Below are 24,908 nucleotides of genomic sequence, written 5' to 3' on the forward strand. Positions count from 1 at the left end.
GGCGGGGAGTCAAACCTTGATGGGCAGTTCGTAAACCCTCACGCGGTGGGTCGGCTCGTAGCCGAGCCGCTCGTACAGGCCGAGGGCGCCCGACGGGTTTTCGGTGTCCACGCCTAGCCCGGCGTGCTCGATCCCGTCGGCCTTGAACCGTCGCATTGCCTCGGCCAGCAGGGCCGGGGCGAGGCGGAGGCCCCGCCAGTTCCGCCGCACACCCAGCAGATCGGTGTAGCCCTCAGTGTGGCCTAGCAGTTCCCTGGACGCCGGATCGAAGCTGGCCAGCTGGTACGCGGCGACCTCACCCGTGGGCTCGTCCACCACGACCAGGCTCCACTCGGGCCTGAACTCGGGGTGGGTCACGGTGAACTGCCACGACTCCTGGTCGCGCGGCTCGCTCCCCCAGTGGTCCTGGAACGCCTCGTTGTGGGCCAGCCGGACGGCGTCGGAGAGTCGGTCGGTGAAGGTCACGATTTTTAGACCCGGGGCGATCCCGACGTCCGGGATGTCGGTCTGCAACGACCGGGTCATTTCCGTGAAGTACCTGACCACCGTGTTCCCAGTTGCCTCCAGCAGCGCGAGCTGCGACGGCACCCTCTCGGCAGCGTAGGTGCGGAGAACGCCTGCCACGTTGCCGTCGTCGGCGTCGTCTAGACGACGCCGGGCCCGGCCGACCTGCCAGCCGTAGAGGGCCGCACCGATGCCTTTGCCCCGCCAGGCGGGATCCACCCCACCCATGCTGTGGATCACGGTGGAGCCAGGGTTCAGCTGAATCGCACCCACGGCTCGGGGCACCCCGCCCTCGTCGACCCCCAGGAGCGTGTCCTTCACCGGGTCTGTCTTCGACGACTCAAGGATCTGTTCGAGGTCGGCTCGCTCTTCCACCCAGTCCGGCATGTCCTCCTCGGCCATGCGGAGGAGCAAGTCCTGCCACGCACCGATGTCGTCCAGTGTGATGGGACGCCACTGGAGCGGCGTTCCGATGGGAAAGAACTCCGACACTGACGTGGTCATGGCAAAAGCGTAAAGCACTGCCGGGCGCTGAACCACCCGCACAGAACCCGGCCACCTGTTCTACCGCATGTAGAACCTTGCCGGGAAAAGGAGTAGATTTGGAGTTGTAATCCACACCCGCAATGAAGGACGTGCATGGCCACCCTCGGAGAACTTGAACGCACAGTTATGGATTTGCTGTGGGGCACCCCCGGGGCTCTGACCGCCAACGCCTTACGCGATCTGTTGGCGCTGGCCACCGATGAGGCAGCGGGCAAGGAACTTGCCGTGACAACAGTGCTCACTGTGCTGTCCAGGCTGGAGAAGAAGGGGCTCGTGGAGCGTGAACGGGAAACCCGCCCGCACCGTTACCGCGCGATTACCAGCCGTGAGGAGCACACGGCCGAACTGATGCACGAAGTCCTCGTCACCGCTCCAGACCGGGAAGCCGTGCTGGCACGGTTTATTGGCAGCGTTTCCGACAGCGAGGCACAGGCTCTGCGTAGACTGCTCGGCAGCTAAGCGGATGTTTTGGGCCGCCCATTTTTTGGCCGGGCTCGCCATCGTCCTCGCCTGGCCTGCGCCTGTTGCATTGTCGCGGGCCAAGTGGCCCTCCCGGTCACCGTTCACTGCCATGATCCTGTGGCAGGCGATCGCATTGGCCGGTGGCCTGTCCATGATCGGCGCGATGCTCGTGTGGGGGCTCGACCCCCTCGGGGACAGTCTGGTGGAGGCACTCGGCCAGCTCGCCGACATGGTGTTCGCGAACCAGTCGGCCGCCTCCCTCGGTCTGCTGCATGTTTTCGCCCTGAGTGCTGCCGGCCTGTTGGGCGCGCACCTGATCTTCACTCTCCTGCTCACCTACGCCAAAATCCGGGGGCAGCGTAAACGGCACCGCGACATGCTGAACCTGCTCAGCTCACCCGCAGCGAACCGACCAGCAACGCTGGTGATCAGCCACCCCACCCCGGTGGCATATTGCCTCCCCGGGGGTGCCCGCTCGGTGACGGTCCTCTCCGACGGGCTGCTAGATCTGCTGACGGCCGCCGAACTCGACGCGGTCCTCGTGCATGAGCGGGCCCACCTGCATCAGCGGCATCATTTGCTCCTCTGGGCGTTCGCCGCCTGGCGTGCCGCGCTGCCGTGGCTACCCACCTCCCAGTTAGCGCAGCGTGCGGTCAACGAGCTGATTGAGATGCTCGCCGATGATGAAGCGGTGAAGCGGGTCAGCGAACCCGTGCTGGCCCGCGCCATCGCCATTGTTGCGTCAGCGTCCCTGCCCGATCCGTACGCCGCCTGCCCGCCCGAGGACTCGGTAGCGGCCGTCGCTCTGAACCCCGGCGCGCCAGGCGGCCAGGACACCGGGGCAACAGTCATCCGGGTCCAGCGGCTGCTCGCCCCGCAGCCCTCGCTGTCGATGCTGCAGCAGGCTACGGCTCTTGGCACCTCGGGCCTGCTCCTGGGGGCTCCCACGCTGCTGCTGATCGCACCCTGGGTGCTGGGTTAGGGACCTGCCAGGGTCGCACTCATCTCGCCCTACACAGCTGCCCACCTGCAGCGCGGCCTCACTGAGCATGACCGCTCATGCGCAGCAAAACGGCCTGCCGCAGGCCCAGACCCGACAGCATCCACTCTGAAGCTGATCGGCTGTTTACGGCCGACAGGTTCAAAAGTATCCGCACCTTGCTGGACATTATCGAACGGAACTAACAGTTCAGGTAGCTTCGCAAAAGTAGACTCTACTCCCGCGCGCGTCGGGGTGGTCGTCCTGTCTGGTGCTGGTTGGACGTTCAGCGAGTATTCTTCCATTGATCAGTCGCTGATCGGGTGATTGCTGAGTGCATCGCGGAGGAGCGGTAGTAAGATGTCGCCGTCTGCGCCCCGGAGAACGGGTACTCCGTTTACGGTCTCTGACTTTCCGTCCTGCCCCGTTTGCCCTGATGGCTGGACCTTGCGTAGGGCGATCGCGGCGATGCGATCGGGATGCTTTCTGGCGAGGTCCTGGTAGAGGTTCGGGTCGTGTTCGCCGTCGTCGCCCACGAGTACCCATGTGATGTTTGGTAGGTCTTCCAGCAAACGGGCAAGGGATGACGACTTGTGTTCCTGGCCGTCCCGGAACCACCGGTGTGGGGTAATCCCCCAATCGGTCATCAAGACAGCACCAGCCGGGAAGTGGTTTTTATTCAGAAACCGCGTTACCGGGCCTACGAAATTCCACGGACCGTTGCTCAAATACACGACCCCCGGACCGTTCTGATCCTCCACGGCGGTTTGAAGTAGACGAGCCATGCCGGGCACCATCTGCCGGGTGGAGCTTGACCCGCGTAGGGTTCGCCAGGCAGCTCGAGCTGGATGGGATATCCCGGTCACCCATGCGGTGTCATCGATGTCGCAGACGACCCCTCGGGATGGTTCCGGGGTCACGACGTGGACGTCCGCCGGGACCTGGTCGCGTCCTTCCGAGGAGAGCAGAGCGGTGGCAGTACCGGGCTCGAGTGGGGTATCTAACTTCAACCGCGCGTCGATGATGCCGGCTTCGTCGCTGGTGACCACCGTTGTGGTGCCGCCGAGTTCAATCGACACCTTGGTTCCGGGGCTTTCCAAGGTGAGGAGGCGCCGCCATCCCGAAATGCCACGGCGCTGAGCGGGGTTGACCGATGCTGGTGCGAGAACCACCCGACCCAGCACCCGGGCATATCCCCCACTGGCGTAGCCGGAATACGGAATGATCGCAGGTGTCCAACCTCCGCGGGTCGCCCGACGCGCCAGCTGGTCCCGAATGCCGGTCTCGGTGCGGTACGCGACGGCAACCGCAGTTTGGCGTGATTTACTCAATGCAGTTTTAGGCGAAGGCATCAGCACATGCTACCCGGTAAGACGAAACTAGTCTCGTCAACCCACCTGATGTGGCCGCTCGGAAACACCTACCCTCGCAGTGGGGTCGGATGCCGGTCGTTGACTGATCTATGGTGGTGATCTGCAGTGGAGAAGTGGTGAATCTCCCTCGACGTTTAGTCACACATCGTCAACGACATCCTCGGACAGGTCTGTACCTTTCGGGAAATACTGACCAGCAACCCGATCATGTTCTCAAAGGACCCGCTGGGTAGGACCGCGCCAACAACAACCTGGAGACTAACCAGAACGCATCAGTGATCGCCCGCGGATATTACCGGCCAGACCATCCCGCATCTGCGCCCTTATGAACTTGGCATGCGACAGTCTGCGGCGAGCTCTGTTGCCAGCCCTTCCAAGTCTTTCTCGCTGCGGTTTTGACCGACCGCCTCATTAAGGTCGAGTACACAGAACCGGGGGCATGCACCGGCCACACGACCGCAGGTTCCTTTCACTGGCTTGCGTTCCTTCAACGCATATGGCTCAGTAGTAGTCCGTCCGCTACCAAGATGTCCCTCGCCGTTCACCCCTGTGCCCCTGATTGCGAAAAGAACATCTAGTGCCATCCGAAATTCGTCCTCGCGGCCAGCTGCCGCAAGTTCCCGGGCGCGAAGGGTCGGCACATGGAGGAACTGCCGGACCATCCGCCGCAACGCGGCGTTGGTCTGCTCAGCCGTCGCGACAGAACTGTGCTGGCGCGTCACGCGTTCCATTTCCTGGTCGAGAATCCCCTGGACATGCTGGCGCAGAGCAATGATGGCCACATCCGCGACCCGACTCCGCTCTTGCTCCTCGAAGCGCTGTACAGCCTGTTGAACAAGACCCCGAGCCTGGACCAACGCCTCCGCATCCGCCGTAGGAGCAGCCCTGCGGACTGACTCAAGACTGATGAATGTAACGCCCGGCTGTTCCGCCACTAACAGCTCAAAGTCACGGCTGGGGACAAGATCGATGATCGTGAGAGGACGGTGCGTCGGACGCGCATCACATGCCAGCTCCGATTGGATGAAACGCGTTCCGATGCCACTGCACCCGATGAGGAGGTCCGATCTAGCGACGGCCACAGCCAAATCGTTCGAGGTGACTACCGTGGCATCAGCGCCCCTGTTGGCAACGAAAGTCTCCGCTCGACCTGACCGCGAAAACACCGAGACGTCCGAACATCCTCTGTTCTGAAGGATAGTCAAGACTTTACTTGCGTAGGCGCCGGTGCCGAAGACAATGACTGACGCATCGGCCAGCATAGGAAAGTAGGGGCCTGCGGTGACCAAGTCCAAGGCGACAGCGGCAATGGATCTGCTGGAGTCGCTAAGGGTGGTCCGCGCGCCTACTTCCTTCGCAATCCTGGAAGCCGCCTCGAAAAGGCGAATCAAAAGCCCGCTCGTTGCACCTGCTCGCTGCGCAGTGAACAGCGCGCGACGAACTTGACCAGCAATTTCATGCTCGCCCGCAACAATCGACTGCAATCCTGCGGCAACCCCGAACAGGTGCTCCACGACGGACGGCCCCCAACGCGGCACAAACAATGCAGCTAATCTGACTGTCGATAATCCGGAGCAGTGGCTAACAGCTGCGAGGGCATCAAGGTATGCGCTCTCTACGTTCCTGGCGTCTCCGACTTCACAGTAAATCTCAAAGCGGTTGCAAGTGGACAGAATGACCGAACCGGACACAGCGTCACTGTTCGTCGAGAGCTGCGCGGTTATCTGAGCCGAAACGAGATGAAGCTGCGCTGCGGAGTCAATGTCCAGATCCCGATACCTGGCAATCAGAACAAACAGCCTCGGATAATTCTGCACTCCTCGATGCGCAAGACCCGTCGCCGGGAACAATTCAAACACTGCTGGCCTCCCCTCACCGAATTACCACGGAGCATCACCATTCATCGACTCTGCGTTCCTTACAGACACAGTGGTATCGGGGCCTTTGAGAAATCTTGGAAACTCACAGACTCCGTCCGTAAAGCGGGCCTGCATAAGGAGTCTCTGCCGACGGGGACCACCTTCTAACAGTTCCGACATAGGGCGGATGATTGGGTCCTGGACCCTCGGTGAAGGTAGCCCAACCGCTACCGGGTGCCCCGCCACAGCAGGCGTAAACTCGGCCTTCGGAATTCACGTGTTCGTATAACCGCCGGCTGGCGACCGGAACCTCGTTGCAGCCCTTGTCCGATCGTGATGATAGATCCCCTGACCTGTCGCCGATAGATTGCTACTTCGCCTGAGCGGCTCTCACGGAGGAGAGAAGTAAGTAACCCATCGCCGATTCAGGCGTCGATCCGCTCCCGGTCCAGTGACGCGGCCCCGGCAACAATGAAGTCCTTGCGGGGAGCCACATCGCTGCCCATCAGGAGGTCGAAGACCCGCTCGGCGGATTCGGCTTCCTGGATCCTCACCCGCCGGAGCGTGCGGTGCCGTGGATCCATCGTGGTCTCAGCCAATTGTTCGGCGTCCATCTCCCCCAGCCCCTTGTACCGCTGGATGGGTTCCTTGTAGTGCTTGCCCTGCTTTTCCAGCTCGGCGAGCAGCCGGGTCAGTTCCTGTTCAGAGTAGGTGTAGATGGTGTCGTTGGCTTTCGACCCGTGATTGACCACTTCCACCCGGTGCAGCGGCGGCACAGCGGCGTACACTCGGCCGGCGTCCACCAGCGGGCGCATGTACCGGAAAAACAGGGTGAGGAGGAGGGTGCGGATGTGGGCGCCGTCGACGTCGGCGTCGGTCATCAGGATTACCTTCCCGTAGCGGGCCGCGTCCAGTTGAAAGCTGCGGCCGGAGCCGGCACCCACCACCTGGATCAATGCGCCGCACTCGACGTTGGCGAGCATATCGCCCACCGATGCCTTCTGCACGTTGAGGATTTTCCCGCGGATAGGCAGTAACGCCTGATAGTCGGAGGAGCGGGCAAGTTTGGCGGTGCCGAGCGCGCTGTCACCCTCAACGATGAACAGCTCGGAGCGCTCGACGTCGTCAATCCGGCAGTCGGCCAGCTTGGACGGCATTGACGAGGTCTCCAGGGCGTTCTTGCGGCGCTGGGTCTCCTTATGCACCCGAGCCGAAATTCGCGACTTCATTTCGGCAACTACCTTCTCGAGCAGCAGGGCACTTTGCGCTTTGTCTCCCCGCGCCGTCGAGTTCAGCTTCGCGAGAATTTCCTTCTCCACCACCTTGGCCACGATGGCCCGCACCGCTGAGGTGCCGAGGATTTCCTTGGTCTGGCCCTCGAACTGCGGTTCGGCGAGCCGCACCGTCAGGACCGCGGTGAGGCCAGCGAACACGTCGTCCTTCTCGATCTTGTCGCTTCCCGCCTTCAGTTTCCGGGAGTTCGCCTCGATCACCTTGCGGAAGGACTTCAGAAGAGACTGTTCGAAGCCGCTTTGATGGGTACCGCCCTTGGGGGTGGCAATGATGTTCACGAAGCTCTTCACCGTGGTGTCGTAGCCGATCCCCCAGCGCAGGGCGATGTCCACCTCGCAGTCGCGTTCCACCTCGGCGATCTCGCTGTGCCCGTTCTCGCCGATTACTGGGACCGATTCCTTGAACCGTCCGGAGCCGTGCAGGCGCCAGACGTCGGTGACCGCGCTGTCCGCGGCGAGGAAGGTGGTGAATTCGGAGATCCCGCCGTCGTGCTGGAAAAGCTCCTCCAACGGTCCGGCCTCGGCTGCGGTGCCGGCCAGTCGACGTTCGTCGCGCAAAGTGATCCGCAGTCCGGGGACCAGGAAGGAGGTTTGCCGTGCGCGCGCCTGGAGCTCTTCGTAGGAGAATTTCGCGTCGGGGGTGAAGATCTGGCGGTCGGCCCAATACCGGATCCGGGTCCCGGTCACGCCGCGCTTGGTGGTACCCACCACTTCAAGCCGTGAGCTCTCCAGGAACGGTTCGAACTTGGAGGTCGGTGAGGGGGTCCTCGCGTCGAGGAAGCGGCCGGGCTCGCCGCGCCTGAAGGACATCTGGTAGGTTTTGCTGCCGCGGTCGACCTGGACATCGAGGCGGGAGGACAGGGCGTTCACCACGCTGGCCCCGACACCGTGCAGACCACCCGAGGCGGTGTAGGACCCGCCGCCGAACTTTCCGCCGGCATGCAGCTTGGTGAAGACCACCTCGACACCGCTCAGTCCCGTCTTCGGTTCGGAGTCGACGGGGATGCCTCGCCCGTCGTCGTGAATTTCAACCGACCCGTCGGGGTGCAGGATGACCTTGATACTTTGGCCGTGACCGGCGAGGGCTTCATCCACCGAATTGTCGATGATTTCCCACAGGCAGTGCATCAACCCGCGGGAGTCAGTCGAACCGATATACATGCCCGGACGCTTGCGGACGGCTTCGAGGCCTTCCAGGACCGAGAGGTGCCGGGCGTTGTATTCAGTGCTGGGTGGCGCCACGTTGGGTAAGACTCCTTTGCCGGTGCTACAGGTTCTTGGCGAAACCGGAAATCGGGCGCCACGCCGGGGACCCCCGGACGCATTATTCCAGCATATTCCCCCTGCCCCGCGGTTCCGCGTAGGCGGGCCGGGTACCCGGCCACCAAAAGTGTGACGCCGCCGGGCGATGCTACGCGCTCAGCGAAAGATCACCCAGCTTGCAATAGATCGGCAACGAATAGTGGTTATATGAACTACAGGAACCACCAAGGAGGCAATCATGACAACAGCAGTAGCAACCCGCGAAATGACCGCGCTGGACCGCTGTGACCGCTGCGGAGCCCAGGCCTATGTGCGCGCAGTTCTTCAGTCCTCCGGTGGTGAGCTGCTCTTCTGTGGCCACCACGCGCGTTCCGTCGAGTCGAATCTGAGGCCGCTAACGTCCGAGTGGCAGGATGAGACCAACCGTCTGAATGCAGCACCCGGACCGGTAAGCGAAGACTAAGCGCATAACCCGGGCTCGTAGAGCGACCCGAAACCAAGAAAGGACCCCCACACCTGAGGTGTGGGGGTCCTTTCTTGGTTGAGGCCGGTTACCGGCTGACAAGATTTTCCTAGTCCAGGTAGTCGCGCAGCACCTGTGACCTGGAGGGGTGGCGCAGCTTGGACATCGTCTTCGATTCGATCTGGCGGATCCGCTCGCGGGTCACGCCGTAGACCTTGCCGATTTCGTCTAACGTCTTCGGCTGACCGTCGGTCAGTCCGAAGCGCATCGCGACGACTCCCGCTTCGCGTTCCGATAAGGTGTCGAGCACCGAATGCAGCTGTTCCTGCAGCAGGGTGAAGCTGACGGCGTCCGCGGGGACGACGGCCTCGGAGTCCTCAATGAGGTCGCCGAACTCGGAATCCCCGTCTTCACCCAGCGGGGTGTGCAACGAAATCGGCTCGCGGCCGTACTTCTGGACTTCGACAACCTTCTCGGGCGTCATGTCCAGCTCAAGGGCGAGCTCCTCAGGGGTCGGCTCGCGGCCGAGGTCCTGCAGCATCTGGCGCTGGACACGCGCCAGCTTGTTGATGACCTCAACCATATGGACCGGAATACGGATGGTCCGTGCCTGGTCGGCCATGGCGCGGGTAATCGCCTGACGGATCCACCAGGTGGCGTAGGTGGAGAACTTGAAGCCCTTGGTGTAGTCGAACTTCTCGACCGCACGGATCAGACCCAGGTTGCCTTCCTGAATGAGGTCGAGGAACAGCATCCCCCGGCCGGTGTACCGCTTGGCCAGTGACACCACCAGGCGCAGGTTGGCTTCCAGCAGGTGATTCTTCGCACGCTTGCCATCGTGAATGACCCATTCCAGCTCACGGCGCAGCTTCGGATCCATCGGCTTCGCCGCATCCTTGTCGGCCGCCAGCTTTTCCTCGGCAAACAAGCCAGCTTCGATCCGCAAGGCAAGATCGACTTCCTGCTCCGCGTTCAGAAGCGCTACCTTCCCGATCTGCTTCAGGTAGTCCTTAACGGGATCGGCGGTCGCCCCAGCTGAGATGACCTGCTGCGCGGGGGCGTCGTCGTCGTCGGCGTCCGAGTAGACGAAGCCTGAACCGGCCTTGGTTTCGGCCTCGGCGGCGGCACGCTCTGTGGTTTCAGCTGGCTCGATGGGGTTTCCCGCAGCGTCGAGCTCGGGGCTGTCATCTTCAACCTCAACGGCTGCGGCGTTCTGGGCTGCAGCGGCCTTGGCGGCCCGCGCTGACAGCGGCTTGACGGCAGCGGTCTTCGGTGCCGCCTTCTTGGGGGCGGCCCGGCGTTTGGTGGTCGTTGCCCCGGGTTCTGTTACATCCGGTGCAGTTGTCTTCTTGGCCGACACAGAGAACCTTTCATACGGCGTCTGTGATGTTGCCAAGGGGGCAACACCACTATGACCCTGTCAAGTCCGTGAGTGGATTCAAGTGGCTAAACGGGGCTTTCCTCACTGAAGAGGAACAGTCCCACTCCCTGCACTATTCCCACACCATCCCGTAAAGGTTGGTTGGTTGACATTGCAGAACACCACTTGACACACGAACCCGACCGGGTCTCTATTCCCATTGTCGCACGATTCATGGGCTTCTATAAATCACCTGCCCCCCTGGATCTACCGCTTCGCTGCTGCTCACGCGGCGTGCGGTGCGCCATTACGCCAAGCCAGTTCCTTGTCCCGGGTCCACTCCGCGAGCATGCCGCGGGCCACCACCTGTTCAAGCAGCCCGGCCAGGGAGTAGCCGGGCATTTCTTTCAATGCCTCCTGCAGATAGACGTGGGCCCTGGACCCCCGCCCCCGGGCCCACTCAATCCAGCCGAGCATAGTGAGTAGGGCAACCCGCGGTTCACCCGTCGCCACAGCCGACAGCCGGCTGAACAGATGATGCGCCACGTCAACCCGATCCCACAGCAGCTGACCCCGGTGCTGACCGATCAACACGTCGCAGAACTCGCGCGTGTACCGCCGGCCTGCGGCGCCTCGGGTCGTGGGCATCCCATCGCCGGGCTCGAGGTCCAGCAACGCCCAGGCAACCGGAGGCAGATCAGGAGCACCCCCGCCCGGACGCTGCACTCCATTTCCTGCTGCACCGCTCACTGCGGTTTCCCTGCCGAGCGCTGCCAAAACCAGCACTGCGTCGCGGAGCGAACGGGAAACGAGCGAAGCCAGGAGGTGAGCGGTAATGTCGTGATCGTCGAGTGGCGCTGGGTCAGCTGGGGACGCCAGTAAAACATCCCATAAGGCAAGGGTTGCAGCGAATTGAGGTGCAGTTGTCCAGCGCCGACCCAATCGATCCTGCTGGTTCTGACACCGGCGGGCAATCTCACTCGGGTCAGCCCACGGTTGCGGGGTGTCGCCTTGCACCGCAGCGCTCAGTGACCGGGCAACACTGCTGCCGCGAAAGACCAACTCGGTGTTCAGGGGGCTGTCGGTCACGCTGTCCAACGGGTGACCCGGCCACGGGCAGCAACCCTGGTCGTTACAAAAATAGTCGCGCCAAATGGTGTCGGAGACCAGCCACCCGTCACGCAATTGCAGTCCCGACGCGTGCAAAGATCTTTTCAGGCAGCGCACCAGCTCCTGCCGGGGTGGGCCCGAGGGCAGAACCCACGAATCGGTCGTGTAGAGGACCAGCAAGGCGCCGTCCGCCGAGGTGTCCGAAGCGAGGATGGAACAGACCCCTGCGGCATAGTCGCCCGGGTCGACGTCCTCATCCGGTAGGTCAACCCGTAGCGTTGCGCCGACCCGCTTCCCGCACATGGTCAGCAAAACCAGGCTTTCGGCTGGCTGGAACCCCAGAGTGTGAAGGACATAGCTGAGAATGTCCGCCGCCGAGGTCACCTGATAGGGCTGTTCAGGGGGTGTGGTGATGGAAGTCATACATCGAGCATGGCCGCCGCACAACTCGTCCAACGTAGTAGCCAGGGCTATGTGTGCAACCACCCCGAATCAACTGCTGTGGAGGACGGGTCGAGACCGGAGGCATTCCCTACCGTCCGGTGTTCCCGCCACCATCCGGGTCAGCGGCATCGCCGGCCCTGCGATCCTCTTCCAACAGCTGCACCGACTCGTCGGCGGCCTGGGGGCTCGCGAGATATGCCTCCACTGCTGCACCAATCTCGTCAGCGTCAGCCAGCTCGCTGTTGTCTTTGACCAATAGAGAGCGCCGCTCAGCCGACCCTGCGCGCTCATCGAAGCGCTCCTCCAGGGTGGAGACTACCCCCCTGACTTCGGCAGAGCCGTCAACCTGGCGGGCAATCTGCCGCTCCACGTCCCGGCCCGCCTCACGCAACCGGTCAGTCGGAAGGACGAGGGACGCCGATGCGCCCAGGTACTCCAGCGCGGTGACAGCCGCCGGGGGGTACTCGGCCTCGGCAAGGTAGTGAGGAACATGAACCACATAGCCGACGACGTCGTGTCCCGATTCGATCAGGCGCAACTCAAGGAGGTGGCCCACCGAAGCCTGAAGTTCAGCGGTCGGGCGCCAGGTGTTCATGCCTTCGATCAGGTCCGACCGGTTACCGTGGACGGTGACCCCGAGCGGTCTCGTATGCGGCACCGGCATGGGAATCGAATTGATCCAGGACACCAGCGGCACCTGGAGGCGGTCAATGAGGCCCGTCACGGCGCTGATAAACCGCTCCCATTGCAGGTCAGGCTCGAAGCCGGCCAGCAGGAGAAAAGGCACGCCCATCCCGTCATGCACCCGGTGCAATTCGAGCCGCGGCGGGTGGTAATCGGCGAGGTGATCCTCGGCGAAGGTGACCCTCGGCCGCCGGCTGCGGTAGTCGATCAACTGGTCGGCGTCGAACACCGCCACCAGCTCGTGGTCCAGGGTGGTGAGCATTTCCTCGATTACCTGGGACACCACGTGTCCGGCATCGACAAACCCGGTGAACCCGGCAAGAAGAGGGAGCCCCCGCAGTTGCTGATCGTCGATCAGGTCAATGTTTGCGTTGAATAGAGTCTCTGGATTGAGCATCTCCCCTCCTAACAGGTTCGTGGCTTTTAGTGGATACCTAGTCCAACGCCAGGGGGGCACACATTCATTCCGCCCGGCCATAGGTTCCCCAACAGACTACGATCGATACTGGATCGGCGCGTCATTGAGCGCCCAACCACCAATCTGTCCAGCACATGGAAGTGAGGAACATACCCAGTGAATAAAGCCAGCGAAGTCAAGCTGACAGCTGTCACCAAGGACTCCAGGAAGACCGCCGGCGACGCCCTGGTGATCGGCGTCGGCCAACAATCCGGCGGGCCCGTCCTGCTCGACTCGCCGCTCTCGGCGAAGGACTCGGCGGCACTCGCCGACTCCCTGCCCATGCTCGGAATCACCGGAAGCGCTGACGAAGTGCGCCGGCTGCCGGGTCTGGAGGGCACCACAGCCGACATTCTCGTACTGACCGGCGTTGGCCGGCTTCCCACAGACGGAACCCTCACCGAGGAGACGCTTCGCCGGGCCGCAGGCGCCGCTATCCGCCAGCTCATGGGTCTCGACTCAGTAACGATCGCGTTGCCCGCGGCCACGGTGGCTGCCGCCGCGGCAGTTGCCGAAGGTGCAGTGATGGGGGCTTACTCCTACTCCGAGCACCGGTCGGTCCGCGCCGCGTCAGACGGCGTGCCAGCAAAGCAGCCCGTCAACAGCGTCACCATCGTGACCCCGGCCGCGCAGGACCGCCAACTGAAAACAGCGCTGCGCCGTGCCAGCGTCCTGGGCCAGGGAGTCAATGTCACCCGGACGCTGGTCAACCAACCACCGAGCCACCTCTACCCGGAGTCCTTCGCGCAGGCCGCCAAGGATCTCGCCAAAGGGCTGCCTGTCAAGGTCACCGTGCTCGATGAAGCGCGGCTGGAAAAGGACGGGTACGGCGGAATCCTGGGCGTCGGCAAGGGCTCGTCCCGCCCGCCGCGTCTGGTCAAGGTTGAATACTCCCCCGGCTCGGCCAAGAAGAGCCTCGCCCTGGTCGGTAAGGGGATTACCTTCGATTCCGGCGGACTATCGCTGAAGCCCGCTGCGGGAATGCAGACCATGAAGCTCGACATGGCCGGAGCCGCCGTCGTTCTGAACACTGTCCTCGCCATCGCCGAACTGGGCCTGCCCATCAAGGTGACCGGCTGGCTGTGCCTCGCGGAGAACATGCCGTCCGGAACCGCCCAGCGCCCCTCGGATGTCATGACCACCTACGGCGGCCGCACCGTCGAAGTGCTCAACACCGACGCCGAAGGCCGACTGGTCATGGCTGATGCACTGGCCGCAGCCAGCGAAGAAGCACCGGACGCGCTCATCGATATCGCGACGCTCACCGGTGCCCAAATGATTGCCCTCGGGCGCCGGGTGTCGGGGGTCATGGGCGACGACGACGTCGTCGACGCCGTCAAGGGCGCCGCTGACCGCTCAGGCGAACTGTTCTGGCCGATGCCTCTCCCCGAGGAGCTGCGCCCCAGCCTCGACTCGCAGGTCGCTGACATCGCCAACATCGGCGAAAAGTTCGGCGGCATGATGACTGCAGCCGTCTTCCTCCGCGAGTTCGTGGGCGAAGTAAACGGTCGCAAAATTCCCTGGGCCCACCTGGACATCGCCGGACCGGCGTTCAACGAAGGTGCCGCCCACGGCTACACGCCGAAGGAGGCCACCGGCGTCGGTGTCCGCACCCTGCTGGCCTACGCCGAGGATCTGGCTGTCACAGTTAGGTAAGCCTACTGGGCAGTCTTACCTCAATGAACGGGGTGAGACTGCCCACATCCGGGGATGGATCGTCTCACACCGAGTGGATGCTGGCCGGATCTGCGGCTAGGGTGAATCCTGATCACACCAAGCATTCCGCCAAAATCATCAACCGACGGGCGCATCAGCCCGTCACAGATTACGCGAGGGAGCGTTCAAGTGGCCGATACGGCAGCTGCGCAAGAATTCGACATCCTGATCCTGGGCGGGGGCAGCGGTGGCTATGCCGCTGCACTCCGAGCCGTCCAGCTGGGATTCACAGTGGGACTCATCGAGAAGGGCAAGCTCGGAGGCACCTGCCTGCACAACGGGTGTATTCCCACCAAAGCCCTGCTGCACTCGGCCGAGGTCGCTGACACTGCACGCTCCGCCGGGAAGTACGGGATCAACGCGACCTTCGAGTCGATCGACATGCCCGCCGTCAACGCCTACAAAGACGGAATCATCGCCGGAAAGTACAAGGGGCTGCAGGGCCTGATCAAGTCCAAAGGCATCACCGTGATCGAGGGTGCTGGCAAGCTCACCTCCACCAACACCGTTGATGTCGATGGCACGTCCTACACCGGCAAGAACATCATCCTGGCGACCGGCTCCTACTCTCGGACCCTCCCCGGGCTGGAAATCGGCGGCAAAGTCATCACCTCGGACCACGCGCTGAAAATGGACACCCTCCCCAAGAAGGCCATTGTGCTGGGCGGCGGTGTGATCGGCTGCGAATTCGCCTCGGTCTGGAAGTCCTTCGGCGTCGACGTCACCATCATCGAAGGCCTCCCCTCGCTCGTTCCCAACGAGGACGCCACCATCATCAAGGCGTTCGAGCGTGCCTTCAAGAAGCGTGGCATCAACTTCACCACCGGCACCTTCTTTGAGAAGGTCGAGCAGAACGACGACGGCGTCGTCGTCACCCTCGTCGATGGCAAAACCTTTGAAGCTGATCTGTTGCTCGTCGCCGTCGGCCGTGGGCCTGTCACCGACGGACTCGGATACGAAGAGGCCGGCGTCACCATCGATCGCGGCTTCGTCATCACCGACGAGCGTCTGCACACCGGCGTCGGGAACGTCTACGCCGTCGGTGACATCGTTCCTGGCCTCCAGCTTGCGCACCGCGGGTTCCAGCAGGGCATTTTCGTTGCCGAGGAGATTGCCGGCCTGAAGCCGGTCATCGTCGAGGACGTCAACATCCCCAAGGTCACCTACAGCGAACCGGAAATCGCTTCGGTCGGTCTCACCGAGAAGGCCGCCAGGGAGAAGCTGGGTGACGACAAGGTCCTCACCCAGGAGTACAACCTCGCCGGAAACGGCAAGACCTCCATCCTGGGGTCGGGCGGCCTCGTCAAGCTCGTCAGTGAGAAGGACGGCCCGGTGATCGGTGTCCACATGATCGGCACCCGCATGGGCGAGCAGATCGGTGAAGCGCAACTGATCGTGAACTGGGAGGCCTACCCGGAAGACGTCGCACAGCTGGTTCACGCCCACCCCACCCAGAACGAAGCACTGGGCGAAGCCCACCTCGCTCTGGCGGGCAAGGCACTGCACGGATAGTCCGGCACGCCCCACCGCTCCCCGGAGCAGCTACACATCGTGCACTAAGCTCGCTTCTAAGCGTTCCACCAGCATTACTCGCAACCTCGGCCTCACGGTGCCGGATCCCAGGGATTCGGCACCGTGAGGCAAGAACTAATTAGGAGAAACGGGGACACTATGTCTGAATCCGTCAACTTACCCGCCCTCGGCGAAAGCGTTACCGAAGGCACCGTCACGCGCTGGCTGAAAGCGGTTGGCGACCGCGTGGAGGTTGACGAGCCCCTGCTCGAGGTGTCCACCGACAAAGTCGACACGGAAATCCCCTCGCCAATCGCCGGGGTCATCGAAGAAATCCTGGTTGCCGAGGACGAGACCGCAGAAGTAGGGGCGCCGCTTGTGCGCATCGGCGACGGCTCCGGCGATTCAGACTCTTCAGGGGACGCCTCCGACGAGAAGGCAGCAGAGACCGAGGAACCGGCCGCTGAAGAACCCTCCGCCGAGGCTGAGCCCGAGGAGAAGGCGCCCGAGCCCGCCACGGACGAGTCCTCTGACGAATCGGCGGGCGGCGACAGCACCGAGGTCACGCTTCCCGCCCTGGGCGAGAGCGTCACCGAAGGCACCGTTACCCGCTGGTTGAAGGCCGTCGGCGATGACGTCGAGGTGGACGAGCCGCTGCTGGAGGTGTCCACCGACAAGGTTGATACCGAGATCCCCTCCCCGGTTGCCGGGAAGTTGCTGGAGATCCTCGTGGCCGAGGACGAGACCGCCGAGGTTGGCGCCGTTCTGGCAGTCATCGGATCCGGCGGCTCGGCTCCGGCAAAGGCTGAAGGCGGCGCGGAGCCAGTAGCCGCTGCTCCATCAGAGGAACGCGAAGAGCCGGTCGCCAAGCCGGCCAACACCGATGAGCCCCCGGCGAAGGACGAAACGCCGGCTCCCAAGGAAGAAGCCAAGCCCGCCACCCCAAAGGCTGAGGAGAAACCAGCCGAGCAGAAGCCAGCCGAGGACAAGTCAGGCGGCTCAGACGCGGCCTATGTCACTCCCCTGGTCCGTCGTCTCGCGAAAGACCAGGGCGTCGATCTGCAGTCAGTCAAGGGCACCGGCGTTGGTGGGCGGATCCGCAAGCAGGATGTTCTCGAAGCCGCCGAGGCTGCGAAGAAGACAGCCGAGCCAGCTCCAGCACCCGCAGCGTCCGCAGCACCGGCAGAGCCATCCGCTGAGGCAGCCAAGCTTCGCGGAACTGTCGAGAAGGCCCCACGTATCCGGCAGACCATCGCCCGTCGCATGCGCGAGTCACTGGAAATCTCAGCCCAGCTGACCCAGGTCATCGAAGTGGACATGAGCAAGGTGGCTCGCCTGCGCACCTCCGCCAAGGACAACTTCCAGGCCCAGAACGGCGCCAAGCTCACGTTCCTGCCCTTCATTTCCAAGGCAGTGACCGAGGCGCTCAAGCAGCACCCCAAGCTGAACGCCTCGTTCGATGAGGAGGCCAAGGAAATCACCTACCACGACGCCGAGCACCTTGCGATCGCTGTAGACACCGAAAAAGGCCTCCTGGTTCCGGTGATCAGCGACGCCGGGAATCTGAACCTGGCTGGTCTGGCCAAGAAAATCGCCGACGTCGGATCCCGGACCCGCAGCGGCAAGATCGGACCGGACGAGCTGTCCGGCGGTACCTTTACCATCACGAACATCGGCTCGGTAGGCGCCTTGTTCGACACCCCGATCATCAACCAGCCCCAAGTCGGCATCCTGGGCACCGGTGCGATTGTGAAGCGCCCTGTCGTGGTGACCGCCAACGGTGAAGACACCATTGCGATCCGCTCGATGATGTACCTCAGCCTGAGCTACGACCACCGTCTGGTGGACGGCGCCGACGCCGGCCGCTTCCTGCAGTCGCTGAAGGCGCGCCTCGAAGCCGGAGCGTTCGAATCGGATCTCGGTCTGTGACCAACACCAACGCCGAGGTCAGCAATCACCCACAAAGGAGAATCAGTTATGGCTACAGTTCGTAATGCCCACACCGTCTGGAGCGGCAACCTGCAGTCCGGAACCGGACAGGTCAGTCTCGACTCGTCCGGCCTGGGTACCTATGACGTCACCTGGAAAGCCCGCTCGGAAGAGGCGGGAGGCAAGACCAGCCCTGAAGAGCTGATCGCCGCCGCCCACTCCTCCTGCTTCTCCATGGCATTCAGCCTGGCGCTCAGCGAGGAAGGCAAGACCGCCGACCGGATCGAGACCAAAGCCGAGGTCGATTTCGTGCCCGGTGAAGGAATCACCGCCATCCGGCTGATCCTCAAGGCTGTGATTCCTGGCATCGAGGAAGCCGACTTCCAGCGCATCGCCGAGTCCGCCAAGGTCGGCTGCCCTGTCTCCCAGGCGCTGGCCGGCGTCAAGAGCATCTCTCTTGAGGCAACCCTGCAGGCGTAACGCTCGGAAGCACGAAAAAGGCGGCCATTCGGTTCTCACCGAATGGCCGCCTTTGTCGTGTGGAACGCATTGACCTGCCCTGTGGCTCTAGGCCCTGGCGGGTCGTGCAGGCAGGGGGCCCGGATTGAGCCGGGGGTGATTCGCGCGCTCCGGTGGCACATCGGTGGGCAGCTCGGCGATCATTTCGCGCAGGATAGCGACGCCCTGTTCGAGCTGGGGGTCCTCCCCTGCGGCGTAGGCGTGCGGCGGGAACGGTACCTCAATGTCAGGATCCACCCCATAGTTCTCCACACCCCATTCGACGCCGCCCGTCATCCAGAACGCGTACCGCGGCTGGGTTACCGCCGTACCGTCGGCGAGCGAGAACCTGCCGTCGATCCCGATGACGCCGCCCCAGGTGCGCGTCCCAATGACCGGGCCGATCCCCCTGAGTTTGGCGACCTGGGTGATGATGTCGCCGTCGGATCCGGCGAACTCGTCGGTCAGGATGACCACTGGTCCGCGGGGAGCATGGGCCGGGTAGGTGCCGGGCTGCTCACCGCGGGGAAAGGACCAGGCGGTGACTTTCCGGCCGATGAGCTCCGCGACGAGCTGCGAGGTGTGGCCGCCGCGGTTGCGGCGGACATCGACGACGAGCCCGTCGCGGGCGGTTTCCCGGTCCAGATCGCGGTGCAGCTGGGCCCAGCCGCGCGCCACCATGTCCGGCACGTGCAGGTACCCGAAGGTCCCCCCTGACGCTTGATGAACGATCGCCCGGTTGGCGTTGACCCAGTTCTGGTACCGCAGGCGTTCCTCGCTGCGCAGCGGCACCACGGCGACCCGCCTGACCGACGATCCGCCGTCATCCGTGTCATCCCCGGCCGGCCGGACCACCGTCAGTTCGACGGTCTTCCCGGCGGCACCGGTGAGCAGGACCGCCGGACCGTGAGCCAACGGCACCGGCACCCCGTCCACAGCGGCAATGATGTCGCCAACGGCTACCGCCACGCCCGGCGCGGTCAGCGGGGAGACTGCCTGCGGGTCCGAGGACTCACCGGCGAAGATCCGCTTCACTACCCAGCCGTCGGCCGATGGGGCCAGCTCCGCACCCAGGAAACCCTGGGCACCGGTCCCCGGTTCGCCGAAGAGCATGGGCGTCACATACGCGTGGGAGGTCCCCAGCTCCCCCTGCACCTCCCAGAGCACATCCACCAGGTCATCGTGCGACCCGAGCCGCTCCACCAGGGGCCGGTACCGGTCGCGGATGGCCGGCCAGTCGAGGCCGCCCATGTCTTCGGCCCAGAAAAAGTCGCGCTGCAGCCGCCAGGTTTCGTCAAAGGCCTGCCGCCACACGCTGACTGGGTCAAGCAGCACGCGGATCCGACCCAGATCAACCTCAACGAAGTCCGGTGATTCCTTGTCCACCTTGCCCCTGGTGGGCACGGCTGTCACCTTTCCAGCGTGGATCAAGACTGCTTTCGCTCCGTCGCCGCTCACCTCAAAGCTGTCCACCTCCGCCACCAGCGTCTCCGTGTCACGCTTGGCGAGGTCAAAGCGTTCCAGCCTCTTCGCCGGGTCCTTGGCTGTGGTCGTGGCCCGACCGTCGCCGGTCACGCCGACACGGTCCATTGCTGTCCACAGCAGCGCGCCGTCGACGGCGCGCAGTCCTTCGTATCCGCCCTGCGGCACGGGAACGGCGATGATCCGTTCGGCGAGACGGTCCGGGTCGACGACGACTGGCTGGTTGGTCTCGTCAGCGTCCGCGGAGGACGTGGAGGTCGTGGAGGGCGAGGCCGAGCCGGCCGGGTGTACTGACGGACCGAACGGCGACGGTGTGTCAGCGGCAAGGGCCACCAGGTACGGCTTGGTGGAGACAGGGAAACTGAGGTCAAAACGGTGGGTGTCATAGACCGGATCGAAGCTTCGGTCCGACAGAAACGCCAGGAAGCGGCCATCCCGGGTGAACACCGGTGAATGGTCGCGGAACCGTCCGTCAGTCACATCGAGGACCTCGGCGCCGGACTCTGCCTGGGCCATCCGGACGCGGGTCCGCGCACCCTCACCCGTCACCGGTTCTGCCCAGGTCAGCCACCGGGAATCCGGTGAGAAGGCTAAATCGTCGACCGCACCGTGGTGGGTGGAGGCAAGGGTGAACAGTGCGCCGGTGGCCACCTCCAGTACCAGGATCTCTCCCTTCTCGCCAGCGACTGCCACGCGCGTCCCGTCTGGGCTGGTGGTGAGGTTGCTGGTCCTGAAGGGTCCGTCGAACGCCCAGCGGGAGACTCCGGCGCCGACCGCGCTGTCCTGGGCCACCACGATGTCTTCGGCTGGCGCGCTTTGCCGCTCACCCTCACGGGATGAGTCCGGGCCGGAACCCAGGTGGGCGTCGGGGACCGGCTGGGCCGGGTCGTCGGGCGTACTGACCGCGGGAACGGGCGCCGGCAGGACGGGCTCCCCATGGATTGGCGAGCCCGGACCGCGGGCCGCCGCCCGGACGCCACCGGGCTGGCTCCCCCCGACCGGGCCGGGGTGGACACGCGGCTCAAAGACGTTGCTGATGAACAGAGCCTCCTCTCCATCACGGTCGGCGATGTAAGCCACGCGGTCAACGCCGAGAGGCCGCCCGAGCCGGGCGCGGACTCCAGCGGTGGCCTCCACCACCCTCGACGGTCCATCCCGGTGGGTCAGCCAGTGCAGGGTGCCATGGCTCTCCACGACGCTGGCTACACCGGACGCTACCGGGGTGACCGCGGTGAGGTGCCTAACCACATTCAGGGGCTGGGGACGGCGTCCGGTCGAAGCTGACCCGAGTGAGATGTCCACCTTGACCGGCTCGGCGTCGTGCGAGGTCATGAGCCAAAGGGATCCGGCGGATTCGTACACGATTCGGGTGCCATCAGAGGTGGCGTGCCGTACGTAGAAGTCCTCGTGGTCGGTGTGGCGCTGCAGGTCCCCGCCCTGTGGCGTCACCGAGTACAGATTTCCGTAACCTTCGTGGTCGGACAGGAAGGCGAGACGGTTGTTGATCCACATGGGGTCGGCAAGGTTACCGTCGAGCTCTGGGAGGAAACGGGTGAAGTCCCCCGACCCGTCGGCGTCCATCCACAGCTTCCCGGCCGTGCCGCCCCGGTATCGCTTCCACCAGGCGGGCTCGCGGGTGAGCACGCTGGAGATGACGAGGGGCCGCTCGTCGCCGACCGCCGGGCCGTGCACGATCGCATCGAGCGGGCCGTAGGGGAAAGCCGTCTGGGCTGAGCCATCCAGCGGAACCCGGTAGCCCCAGGCGTGGCGGGGGTCCTCATGCCGGAAGGCGCTGGTGGCTATCACCTCGCCGTCGGCGGTAAATCCGCGGACCTTAGTGCTTTGGTGCCCCCAGTAGGTCAGGCGGCGGAAGTTCCCGCCCTCGGTGTCGGCAGCCACCACTTCCGGCGCACCTGCCTGGGTGACGGCCCAGGCGATGGTCGACCCATCAGGTGAGAACCGGGGGCCACGTGCAGGCAACTGCATGGCCGAGATCCGCCACGCGCGTCCCCCGGATACTGGCGCAACCCAGACATCGTTTTCGGCTACGAAAGTGAGCAGGTCACCGTGGACATGCGGAAAGCGTAAGTAGTGTGAGGAACCCATCAGTCGATCATAGCCACAGACCCACCCGGCGGCGGCGCAGGGCAGCCGCGGCCAAACGTTGCAGCGCCACGGGAGTAAGTTGTTCCCATCCGGCCCGTCCGAGTGGTGGGATAGGGGTATGAGAATTCTGATCTCCGGTGCCTCCGGAACCATTGGCAAGGCCTTCGTCAAGCAGCTCAACCCGGGCACGCATCAGGTGAAGCGACTGGTCCGCCGCACGCCGTCGGGACCTGATGAGATCCAGTGGGACCCGACAAGCGGTCGGCTGGATCCGGCGATCATGGACGCCACCGACGCGGTCGTCAACCTGTCGGGGGCAGGAATTGCCGGGGCGCCCTGGACCCGCGGATACAAGGAGACCCTCTACTCATCCCGGCTGACGGCGACCCGGACACTGGTGGACAGCATGCGCCGTGCGGCAGCACCGCCGGCAACGTTCCTGAGCCAGTCAGCGTCAGGGTTTTACGGGGACCGCGGATCAGAGGTGTTGCCGGAGAGCGCTGAATCCGGTGAGCTCCTCCTCTCCGATATTTGCCGGCGGTGGGAAGCTGAGGCGCTCCGCGCTCCGTCGTCGGTGCGCACGGTCCTAATGCGCACCGGCGTGGTGATGTCCGCCAGCGGCGGCGCGCTGCCCAAACTGTTGCTGCCACTGAAGTTCTTCGTTGGCGGGCCCCTGGGTTCCGGTGACCAATGGTGGCCATGGGTGACCCTTGATGACCAGGTCCGCGCGATGGCTTTCCTGCTCGACGCCGAGGTCAGTGGCCCAGTCAATATCTCCTCCCCCTCCCCCGCCACGGTGACGGATCTGACGGTGGCCCTCGGCGCGGCGCTCAATCGCCCCACCCGGCTCAGGGTGCCCGAGTGGGTGTTGACCACTGTTCTGGGACAGCTGGCCCGCGAACTGTTGCTGCCCAGCGCCCGGCTCGACCCCACGGTGCTCAAGCGGGCCGGGTTCGAGTTCCGTCACGAGTCCCTCGACGACCTGGCTAGATGGGTGGGCGAATCCCGGGACACCTAGCACCCGGCGCCTAGGGTTCGTGGACCGCGCGAATCCGCCACCTGCCATCCTCCTGTTCCAGAACGAAAAAGAGTTGCTGGGTGACTGGGGAGGACTGGGTCTGCTCCACGTTGCCGGGCTGCGTCCCACCGGCAACGACCTCGGTGTACCCCGACGTCGTTGCTGTCGCTATGAGGACTGCGGTAGCTGCGGCATCGTCCCCCCAGCCGGTTTCGGGGTTGCCCGCGGGGCCCGGAGAGGTGGCTGGCGCGACGTCCGTGAGTTCTATCGTGAGCCCGGCCAGAATGTGCCCCCGACTTGCCAACTCCGCAACGGCCTGGCTATCGGCGGCCATCGCCGTCGATCCCCTCACGTTGACCAGCTGCAACAGTGCCGGATCGGCGGTTTCGTAGGCATGCTCCCTGACCTTCGACAGGTAGGGCAGGACGGCGCGCGGATCCGTCCCCGCGAGGACCTCGGCGGGCACTCCGTCGACAGCGCGGCCGCCCAGCTCGGTGGGTACAGCAGCCGCAGGAGGCAGTTCCCGCGCCGGGGTGGAGCCGGGAGGTGTGGAGCCGGGAGGGGCCGCTGTCGAGGGTGGTAGGACGGCGTACACCCCTCCACCGAGCAGCGCAGGCGCAACGCCCAGCACCCCGGAGATCAGCAGTCCGATCAGGGTGAGAACAGCGGCTGCCAGTCCTGCCACACCAACAGCGCGGATGCTAACGGAGCGGACGGCACCAGCACGGTTCCCCGTAGCGCGGTTCCCCATCGTCCGCAGACGGGCTTCCCGCGTTGCGGAATGGCGCCGGCCAAGTCGGGGATCGGCCAGGCGTCGGGCACCTCGCCGGCGACGTCGTCCGGGCCTCGTTGCTGTTTCATCAGGATAGGACCGGCGCGTCCTGAGGTTAGGCAGCACCTCCGGGTGGACTGCCGCCACCAGGTCCAGCGGCTCGGCCTGGGCCGTGCGCTGCACCGCCCGCGCGAACTCATGGGCTCCGGGCCGGGCCGCCGGGTCACCGTCCAGGCCCCAGTTGATGAGGTCGAGAAGCTCGGCAGGCGTCTCCGGCACCAGCAGGGAAAGCGGCGGCCGCTGCATCGCTGGTCCCGGGACCCTGCCGGTGAGAGCGAACCAACCGACAGCTGCCAGCGCATAAATGTCCGCTTCGGTGTTCAAGCGGTCAGGATCGGGGGAACCCTCGTGAAACCCGGGGGTCCCGCCGGCGGAGCGGCCTCCCTCTCCGAGGAGGCGGCCAATCCCGAAGTCCGCCAGCAGCGGCTTGCCCAGCTCAGTGAACACAATGTTGCCGGGAGAGACGTCGCCGTGTGCGGCTCCCTCATCGTGCAGGTAGGCGAGGACCTGGGCCATGGGCGTCAGCACTGTCACCACCTCCCCCGGCGGCAGTGGTCCCCGTACCGAGATGAGGTGGAGTAGGGATCCGCCCGCTGCGTACTCCATCCTCAGCGCCGTGCCCTGCTCGGTGGCCACCAGATCGTGCACCGCGAGCAGGTGGTCGTGGCGGAACCGCGCAAGAAACCGTTCCTCCCGCCGGAGGGCGTCCGCATCGAGGTGGACGTCGGTGGCCGGGTCGATGTGGACGTCGGTGGCCGGGTCGATGACCTTCAGGGCGAAAGCTTCCCCCGCGGCGTTCCGGATCAGCCAGACGCTGGCGCTTCCCCCGCGCCCCAGCAGACGTTCATTATGATAGCCGTGCAGCACTGGCGGAGCAGGGTCCGGGACGTGCTGGGCTCCGATGCCGGCAGGTGTGCTGTCCATGCACCAGTTGTAGCGGATCGCCAAAGATCCCGCAGAAGTTATCCACAAGGACCGCGGGCACGGCGCCGTTGGTGTCAGCGATGACCTCCCGCAGG

The 24,908-nt window shown here is 64.4% G+C and carries 17 protein-coding genes; 8 read left to right on the forward strand and 9 right to left on the reverse strand.

Features of this window, described 5'->3' with window-relative positions:
* Positions 1-9: 9 nt before the first annotated feature.
* Complete coding sequence (locus tag ACX80G_RS14340) at positions 10-1,008, reverse strand: GNAT family N-acetyltransferase (RefSeq protein ID WP_459308413.1); 999 nt, start codon at positions 1,006-1,008, stop codon at positions 10-12.
* A gap of 135 nt (positions 1,009-1,143) precedes the next feature.
* Here ACX80G_RS14340 and ACX80G_RS14345 point away from each other — a divergent pair, with 135 nt between their 5' ends.
* Together ACX80G_RS14345 and ACX80G_RS14350 are read left to right on the forward strand one after the other, a co-directional pair.
* Positions 1,144-1,509 (forward strand): BlaI/MecI/CopY family transcriptional regulator, encoded by a 366-nt coding sequence (locus ACX80G_RS14345; RefSeq protein WP_459308414.1) that lies wholly within the window; start codon positions 1,144-1,146, stop codon positions 1,507-1,509.
* Between the two features lie 4 nt (positions 1,510-1,513).
* Positions 1,514-2,494, forward strand: coding sequence for a M56 family metallopeptidase (locus ACX80G_RS14350; RefSeq protein WP_459308415.1), 981 nt, complete (start codon positions 1,514-1,516; stop codon positions 2,492-2,494).
* Between the two features lie 305 nt (positions 2,495-2,799).
* Here the strand turns inward: ACX80G_RS14350 and ACX80G_RS14355 are convergent, their stop codons facing one another.
* The 3 genes from ACX80G_RS14355 to ACX80G_RS14365 form a co-directional block, all read right to left on the reverse strand.
* On the reverse strand, positions 2,800-3,843 hold the full coding sequence (locus ACX80G_RS14355; RefSeq protein ID WP_459308417.1) for an App1 family protein phosphatidate phosphatase: 1,044 nt from the start codon (positions 3,841-3,843) through the stop codon (positions 2,800-2,802).
* A gap of 344 nt (positions 3,844-4,187) precedes the next feature.
* Positions 4,188-5,723, reverse strand: coding sequence for a glutamyl-tRNA reductase (locus tag ACX80G_RS14360; protein WP_459308418.1), 1,536 nt, complete (start codon positions 5,721-5,723; stop codon positions 4,188-4,190).
* A gap of 425 nt (positions 5,724-6,148) precedes the next feature.
* On the reverse strand, positions 6,149-8,257 hold the full coding sequence (locus ACX80G_RS14365; RefSeq protein ID WP_459308420.1) for a DNA gyrase/topoisomerase IV subunit B: 2,109 nt from the start codon (positions 8,255-8,257) through the stop codon (positions 6,149-6,151).
* Between the two features lie 259 nt (positions 8,258-8,516).
* Between ACX80G_RS14365 and ACX80G_RS14370 the strand changes: the two genes are divergently transcribed.
* On the forward strand, positions 8,517-8,741 hold the full coding sequence (locus ACX80G_RS14370; protein WP_196866630.1) for a DUF7455 domain-containing protein: 225 nt from the start codon (positions 8,517-8,519) through the stop codon (positions 8,739-8,741).
* A gap of 109 nt (positions 8,742-8,850) precedes the next feature.
* On the opposite strand, the gene ACX80G_RS14375 is transcribed toward ACX80G_RS14370, so the two are convergent.
* From ACX80G_RS14375 to ACX80G_RS14385, 3 genes are all read right to left on the reverse strand, one after another.
* Positions 8,851-10,101, reverse strand: coding sequence for an RNA polymerase sigma factor (locus tag ACX80G_RS14375; RefSeq protein WP_459308422.1), 1,251 nt, complete (start codon positions 10,099-10,101; stop codon positions 8,851-8,853).
* Between the two features lie 285 nt (positions 10,102-10,386).
* The gene (locus tag ACX80G_RS14380) at positions 10,387-11,634 is read right to left on the reverse strand and encodes a DUF4192 domain-containing protein (RefSeq protein ID WP_459308424.1); all 1,248 of its coding nucleotides are present in this window, start codon (positions 11,632-11,634) and stop codon (positions 10,387-10,389) included.
* Between the two features lie 109 nt (positions 11,635-11,743).
* Positions 11,744-12,736: a proteasome assembly chaperone family protein gene (locus ACX80G_RS14385; RefSeq protein ID WP_459308426.1), complete on the reverse strand. Its 993-nt coding sequence runs from the start codon at positions 12,734-12,736 to the stop codon at positions 11,744-11,746.
* A gap of 177 nt (positions 12,737-12,913) precedes the next feature.
* On the opposite strand from ACX80G_RS14385, the gene ACX80G_RS14390 reads away from it, so the two are divergent.
* The 4 genes from ACX80G_RS14390 (at position 12,914) to ACX80G_RS14405 (ending at position 18,433) form a co-directional block, all read left to right on the forward strand.
* A complete protein-coding gene (locus ACX80G_RS14390) occupies positions 12,914-14,452 on the forward strand; it encodes a leucyl aminopeptidase (RefSeq protein WP_459308428.1) in 1,539 nt (512 codons plus the stop codon).
* A gap of 189 nt (positions 14,453-14,641) precedes the next feature.
* Positions 14,642-16,024, forward strand: a complete 1,383-nt coding sequence (gene lpdA / locus ACX80G_RS14395; protein ID WP_459308430.1) for a dihydrolipoyl dehydrogenase — start codon at positions 14,642-14,644, stop codon at positions 16,022-16,024.
* A gap of 159 nt (positions 16,025-16,183) precedes the next feature.
* Positions 16,184-17,953, forward strand: a complete 1,770-nt coding sequence (gene sucB / locus ACX80G_RS14400) for a 2-oxoglutarate dehydrogenase, E2 component, dihydrolipoamide succinyltransferase (protein WP_459308432.1) — start codon at positions 16,184-16,186, stop codon at positions 17,951-17,953.
* Between the two features lie 48 nt (positions 17,954-18,001).
* Positions 18,002-18,433 (forward strand): OsmC family protein, encoded by a 432-nt coding sequence (locus tag ACX80G_RS14405; protein ID WP_459308434.1) that lies wholly within the window; start codon positions 18,002-18,004, stop codon positions 18,431-18,433.
* An 87-nt stretch (positions 18,434-18,520) separates the two neighbouring features.
* Here the strand turns inward: ACX80G_RS14405 and ACX80G_RS14410 are convergent, their stop codons facing one another.
* Positions 18,521-22,039: a S41 family peptidase gene (locus tag ACX80G_RS14410; RefSeq protein ID WP_459308436.1), complete on the reverse strand. Its 3,519-nt coding sequence runs from the start codon at positions 22,037-22,039 to the stop codon at positions 18,521-18,523.
* 118 nt (positions 22,040-22,157) lie between these two features.
* Here ACX80G_RS14410 and ACX80G_RS14415 point away from each other — a divergent pair, with 118 nt between their 5' ends.
* Positions 22,158-23,057: a TIGR01777 family oxidoreductase gene (locus ACX80G_RS14415; protein ID WP_459308438.1), complete on the forward strand. Its 900-nt coding sequence runs from the start codon at positions 22,158-22,160 to the stop codon at positions 23,055-23,057.
* Positions 23,058-23,067: 10 nt separating this feature from the next.
* Here ACX80G_RS14415 and ACX80G_RS14420 read toward each other — a convergent pair whose 3' ends face one another.
* Positions 23,068-24,813, reverse strand: a complete 1,746-nt coding sequence (locus ACX80G_RS14420) for a serine/threonine-protein kinase (RefSeq protein ID WP_459308440.1) — start codon at positions 24,811-24,813, stop codon at positions 23,068-23,070.
* Positions 24,814-24,908: the final 95 nt, after the last annotated feature.

The sequence above is a fragment of the Arthrobacter glycogeni genome (assembly GCF_054510815.1).

Bases quoted from the DNA above. Each gene is read 5' to 3' on its own strand.
- ACX80G_RS14340 (WP_459308413.1), bottom strand. From the start codon at position 1,008: ATGACCACGTCAGTGTCGGAGTTCTTTCCCATCGGAACGCCGCTCCAG.
- ACX80G_RS14345 (WP_459308414.1), top strand. From the start codon at position 1,144: ATGGCCACCCTCGGAGAACTTGAACGCACAGTTATGGATTTGCTGTGG.
- ACX80G_RS14350 (WP_459308415.1), top strand. From the start codon at position 1,514: ATGTTTTGGGCCGCCCATTTTTTGGCCGGGCTCGCCATCGTCCTCGCC.
- ACX80G_RS14355 (WP_459308417.1), bottom strand. From the start codon at position 3,843: ATGCCTTCGCCTAAAACTGCATTGAGTAAATCACGCCAAACTGCGGTT.
- ACX80G_RS14370 (WP_196866630.1), top strand. From the start codon at position 8,517: ATGACAACAGCAGTAGCAACCCGCGAAATGACCGCGCTGGACCGCTGT.
- ACX80G_RS14380 (WP_459308424.1), bottom strand. From the start codon at position 11,634: ATGACTTCCATCACCACACCCCCTGAACAGCCCTATCAGGTGACCTCG.
- ACX80G_RS14385 (WP_459308426.1), bottom strand. From the start codon at position 12,736: ATGCTCAATCCAGAGACTCTATTCAACGCAAACATTGACCTGATCGAC.
- sucB (WP_459308432.1), top strand. From the start codon at position 16,184: ATGTCTGAATCCGTCAACTTACCCGCCCTCGGCGAAAGCGTTACCGAA.
- ACX80G_RS14405 (WP_459308434.1), top strand. From the start codon at position 18,002: ATGGCTACAGTTCGTAATGCCCACACCGTCTGGAGCGGCAACCTGCAG.
- ACX80G_RS14410 (WP_459308436.1), bottom strand. From the start codon at position 22,039: ATGGGTTCCTCACACTACTTACGCTTTCCGCATGTCCACGGTGACCTG.
- ACX80G_RS14415 (WP_459308438.1), top strand. From the start codon at position 22,158: ATGAGAATTCTGATCTCCGGTGCCTCCGGAACCATTGGCAAGGCCTTC.
- ACX80G_RS14420 (WP_459308440.1), bottom strand. From the start codon at position 24,813: ATGGACAGCACACCTGCCGGCATCGGAGCCCAGCACGTCCCGGACCCT.